The organism is Burkholderia sp. Cy-637, from assembly GCF_011753175.1.
GTDB classification, from domain to species: Bacteria; Pseudomonadota; Gammaproteobacteria; order Burkholderiales; family Burkholderiaceae; genus Burkholderia; species Burkholderia gladioli.
Window position 1 is genome coordinate 1 of sequence record NZ_VWWC01000293.1, and the last position, 4,514, is coordinate 4,514.

At 69.4% G+C, this 4,514-nt stretch carries 4 protein-coding genes; 2 read left to right on the forward strand and 2 right to left on the reverse strand.

Annotated features, from left to right (window positions below; all coding sequences use genetic code 11):
- The first annotated feature begins 294 nt into the window (after positions 1-294).
- Positions 295-1,197, forward strand: coding sequence for a cysteine synthase CysM (gene cysM / locus F3J10_RS34450; protein WP_020381247.1), 903 nt, complete (start codon positions 295-297; stop codon positions 1,195-1,197).
- A gap of 99 nt (positions 1,198-1,296) precedes the next feature.
- On the opposite strand, the gene mltB is transcribed toward cysM, so the two are convergent.
- Complete coding sequence (mltB, locus tag F3J10_RS34455; protein ID WP_167243946.1) at positions 1,297-2,523, reverse strand: lytic murein transglycosylase B; 1,227 nt, start codon at positions 2,521-2,523, stop codon at positions 1,297-1,299.
- Between the two features lie 180 nt (positions 2,524-2,703).
- On the opposite strand from mltB, the gene F3J10_RS34460 reads away from it, so the two are divergent.
- Complete coding sequence (locus tag F3J10_RS34460; RefSeq protein WP_013697009.1) at positions 2,704-3,627, forward strand: histone deacetylase family protein; 924 nt, start codon at positions 2,704-2,706, stop codon at positions 3,625-3,627.
- Positions 3,628-3,733: 106 nt separating this feature from the next.
- On the opposite strand, the gene F3J10_RS34465 is transcribed toward F3J10_RS34460, so the two are convergent.
- On the reverse strand, positions 3,734-4,514 hold a 781-nt coding region (locus tag F3J10_RS34465), incomplete at its 5' end, for an alpha/beta hydrolase (RefSeq protein ID WP_167243947.1).

Below are 4,514 nucleotides of genomic sequence, written 5' to 3' on the forward strand. Positions count from 1 at the left end.
CTCCTCCCGCGGCGGCGGCACGCGGCGCGGCGGCGCCCACCAAGGCCGCGGGCAAGTGAGGCGCAGGCGCGCCCCATGAGGCACGCCCGGCCAGGCGATGCCTGACGACTCCTTCAGCCGTCGGCGGCCCGACGGTTTCCCGCGGCCCTGCCGCGGGTTTTTTGCGTGATGCCGACCGGGGTTCGCGCCTGCCGTGAACCAGCGCGCCGTCGCGTGCCGATCCCGCCCCGCGCGGTCGAATCAGCGCTGGATTACAATCGACGGATTCACCGGCATCGCAATCACATTACGTCCATGGCTTACAAAACTATCGAAGACACGATCGGCAACACGCCGCTCGTGCAACTCGTCCGGCTGCCGGACGACGAGATTCGCGCTCGCAACAACGTAATCCTGGCCAAGCTCGAAGGGAACAACCCGGCCGGCTCGGTGAAGGACCGGCCCGCGCTGTCGATGATCCGCAAGGCCGAGGAACGCGGGCGCATCAAGCCGGGCGACACGCTGATCGAGGCGACCAGCGGCAATACCGGCATCGCGCTGGCGATGGCCGCGGCGATCCGCGGCTACAAGATGGTGCTGATCATGCCCGAGGATCTCTCGGTCGAGCGCCGCCAGAGCATGGCCGCCTATGGCGCCGAGATCATGCTGACGCCGGTCAAGGGCGGCATGGAGTTCGCGCGCGACCTGGCCGACCAGATGCAGCGCGAAGGCAAGGGCGTGATCCTCGACCAGTTCGCAAATCCCGACAATCCGCTCGCGCACTACGAAACCACCGGCCCCGAGATCTGGCGCGACACCGAAGGCCGCATCACGCACTTCGTGTCGGCGATGGGCACCACCGGCACCATCATGGGCACCTCGCTGTTCCTCAAGGAAAAGAGCGAGCGTATCGAGATCGTCGGCGCGCAGCCGGAGGAAGGCTCGCGCATCCCCGGCATCCGCAAGTGGCCCGAGGCCTACATGCCGAAGATCTTCGACCGCAGCCGGGTCGACCGCGTCGAGAACGTGAGCCAGGCCGCCTCGGAAGCGATGGCGCGCAAGCTCGCGGCCGTCGAGGGCATCTTCTGCGGCATCTCCTCGGGCGGTGCCTGCGAGGTGGCGATGCGGATCGCGCGCCAGGTCGAGAACGCGACCATCGTCTTCATCGTCTGCGATCGTGGCGATCGTTACCTGTCGACGGGTGTGTTCCCCGCCTGATCGCCGATGTTGCGATGAAGCGCGCCGCGCGGCGCGTCCATGAAAAAAGCGCTGCCCCGAAGAGGCAGCGCTTTTTTTATCGGCGATCGCGGATCTTGCCTACTGCGTGGCCAGCATCTTCTGCTTGACGCGCTCGCCGAGCTGGTAGACCGCCAGGGCGTAGAAGAAGCTGCGGTTGTAGCGAGTCAGCACGTAGAAGTTCTGCAGGCCCAGCTTGTACTCGGTCGCGCGGTTGGGGCTGGGCAGGTCGACCACCGTCACGAGCGTGCTGGCCTCGGCGCGCACGTCGACCGAGGGCTCGTCGAGCGCCAGGCCGGCCTGCGTCAGTTGCGACAGGCTCAGGTGCGGCTCGGGCTTGCCGTCGGCCGCGGCCTGCGCGACGCCCTGGCTGCCCGCATCGGGCGCGATCTCCCAGACCACCGGGCGGCCCGGCTGCCAGCCGTGCTGCTTCAGGTAGTTGGCGACGCTGCCGATCGCATCAGCGGTGCTCGCGCGCAGGTCGATATGGCCGTTGCCCTCGTAGTCGACCGCATAGGCGCGGATGCTGCTCGGCAGGAACTGAGGAATGCCGATCGCGCCCGTGTACGAACCCACCACGCTGGTCGGGTCGATCTGGCTGTCGCGCGTCCAGACCAGGAAGTCCTCCAGGTTCTTGCGGAAGGTCGCCTGCCGGTCGGCGCGGTTCGGCGTGTCCGGATAGTCGAAGGCGAGCGTGGTCAGCGCGTCGAGCGCGGGGAAGTTGCCCATGTAGCGGCCGTAGATGGTCTCGACGCCGATGATGCCGACGATCACCTCGGGCGGCACGCCGAACTCGGCCGAGGCGCGCTGCAGCGTGGCCTGGTTGGCACGCCAGAACTTCACGCCGGCGTTGATGCGGATCGTGTCGAGAAAGCGCGACTGGTAGACGCGCCAGTTCTTCACCGAGGGCGAGGGCGCCGGGCGCACCAGCTTGACCGCGGTGGCCGAATAGTTCGCAGTGGCGAACAATGCGCGCAGGCGCGCCGGATCCAGGCCGTCGCGCGCGGCGACCTCGTTGATGAAGGCATCGACCTTGGGATTGTTCGCGTACTGCCGCGGCACGATCTGTTCCTCGGACGGCGACAGGCCGGCAGCCGGCAGGGGCTGCGGAGCCGCCGGCTGGGCCGGCGCCGGGGCCGCGGCGGGCGTGGTCGCGATCGCCGGGCTTGCCTGCGAGGCTTGCGGGCCGGCCGGCGTCTGCGCGCATGCGGCCAGCGTCGCGACCACCGTCGCGAGCGCGAGGCTCGTGAGCGGGAAACGTGAGCGGAAACGAAGCGGGGAGGAGACAGCGGACGATCGGAAAGTCATGGGAACCGGGGGAGAGGACGACGCGGTTGAGTTCGGGCCAGTATAACTGAGGCATCCCGCGCCCCGGCTCGGCATGCCGGCCGCTGTGGTAAGTTAGCGGCGGATTCGCACGCGGCCAAACGCGTCATCATCATCGAAGGAGACTCGCGGCCCGGACGCGCCGGAGCCGCGAAACACGTCATGGCAACCGCCTTTTACACGCATCCCGACTGCCTGCTGCACGAGATGGGCGAATGGCATCCGGAATGTCCGTCGCGGCTGTCGGCGATCCAGGATCAGCTGATCGCGAGCCGCATCGACGAACTGATCGAGCACGAAAGCGCGCCCTTCGCCAGCGAGGCCGCCCTCGCGCGCGTGCACACGCGGGCCCATATCGACTACATCAAGTCGAACGTGCCGGCCGAAGGCTACTGCGAGCTCGATCCCGATACCTCGATGAACCGCCATACCTGGCAGGCCGCCCTGCGCGCCGCGGGTGCCGCGATCGCGGCCACCGACGCGGTGCTCGAGGGCCGCTACGACAACGCCTTCTGCAGCGTGCGCCCTCCCGGCCATCATGCCGAGCCGGCGCGTGCGATGGGCTTTTGCTTCTTCAACAACGTGGCGATCGCCGCGCGTCACGCGCTCGACGTGCACGGGCTCGAACGCGTCGCCGTGATCGACTTCGACGTGCATCACGGCAACGGCACCGAGGCCGCCTTCTCGAACGACCCGCGCGTGCTGATGTGCAGCTTCTTCCAGCACCCGCTGTTCCCCTTCTCGGGCACCGAGCATCCGGCGCCGAACATGCTCAACGTGCCGGTGCCGGCGCGCACCAGCGGCATGGCGATCCGCGAGACGGTGGACATGCTGTGGCTGCCGCGGCTGGAGGCGTTCCGCCCGCAGATGCTGTTCGTGTCGGCCGGCTTCGACGCGCATCGCGAGGACGATCTCGGCCGCATGGGCCTGGTCGAGGCCGACTACGAATGGCTGACCACGCAGATCTGCGAGATCGCCCGCAAGCATGCGCAGGGGCGCGTGGTGAGCTGCCTCGAGGGCGGCTACAACCTGTCGGCGCTGGGCCGCAGCGTGGTCGCGCACCTGCGCGTGCTGGCCGGCGTCTGAGCGCCGGAGGCGCGCCGCCGGCCGGCGTGTGCCTCGGCGACGGCGTCTCCTCGACGCCTGCCCGCCGTGTTGTCGGCGCGGCCTTTCCCGATTTCCTTCTACGAGTTCAACTGCGCGCCACGATCCAGTCGATCAGCGCGCCGATCACGCGCTCTCGTTCGAGGTCGTTCATGGTCTCGTGGTAGTTGCCTTCGTAAAGCGTGAGGGTCTTGTCGGCCGGCCCGGCCTGCGCGCCGAACTCGCGGCTGCCTTCCGGTTCGGTCAGCTTGTCGGCGGTGCCGTGGTAGATCAGCGTCGGCAGCGCCAGCGAGGCGCGCCCGCGCGCGATGCGCTCCATCGCGACCAGGATTTCCGCGCCGGTGCGCGCGGGCACGGCGCCGTGCTGGACCAGCGGATCGGCGCGGTTGGCGGCCACCACCTCGGGGTCGCGCGAGAGCAGGGCAGCATCGATCTTCAAGGCCGGAAAGCGCGGCCAGGCACGGCTCATGAAGCGGCTGGCCGCCAGCATCCAGCGCGGCACGTCGCGGCCGGGCGCCAGCGCGGGGCTGGACAGCACCAATCCGGCGAAGGGCTGCCCGCGCGCCGGCGCGCGCTCGATCGCATACAGCGCGGCGATCGCGCCGCCCATGCTGTGGCCCATCAGGAACAGCGGCACGCCCTCGCGTCTGGCGAAACTCGCCAGGGCATCGGCGTCGTCGAGGTATTGGTCGAAGCGATCGACCCAGGTGCGCCGGCCCGGCGAGCAGCCGTGGCCGCGCAGGTCGATGGCCACCAGCTCGATGCCGGCCGCCGCCAGCCGCGCGGCCAGCGCGTCGTAGCGGCGCGCATGCTCGGCCAGGCCGTGGAGCAGGGCGACGGTGGCGCGCGGCGCCTGGCGGCCGCCATCG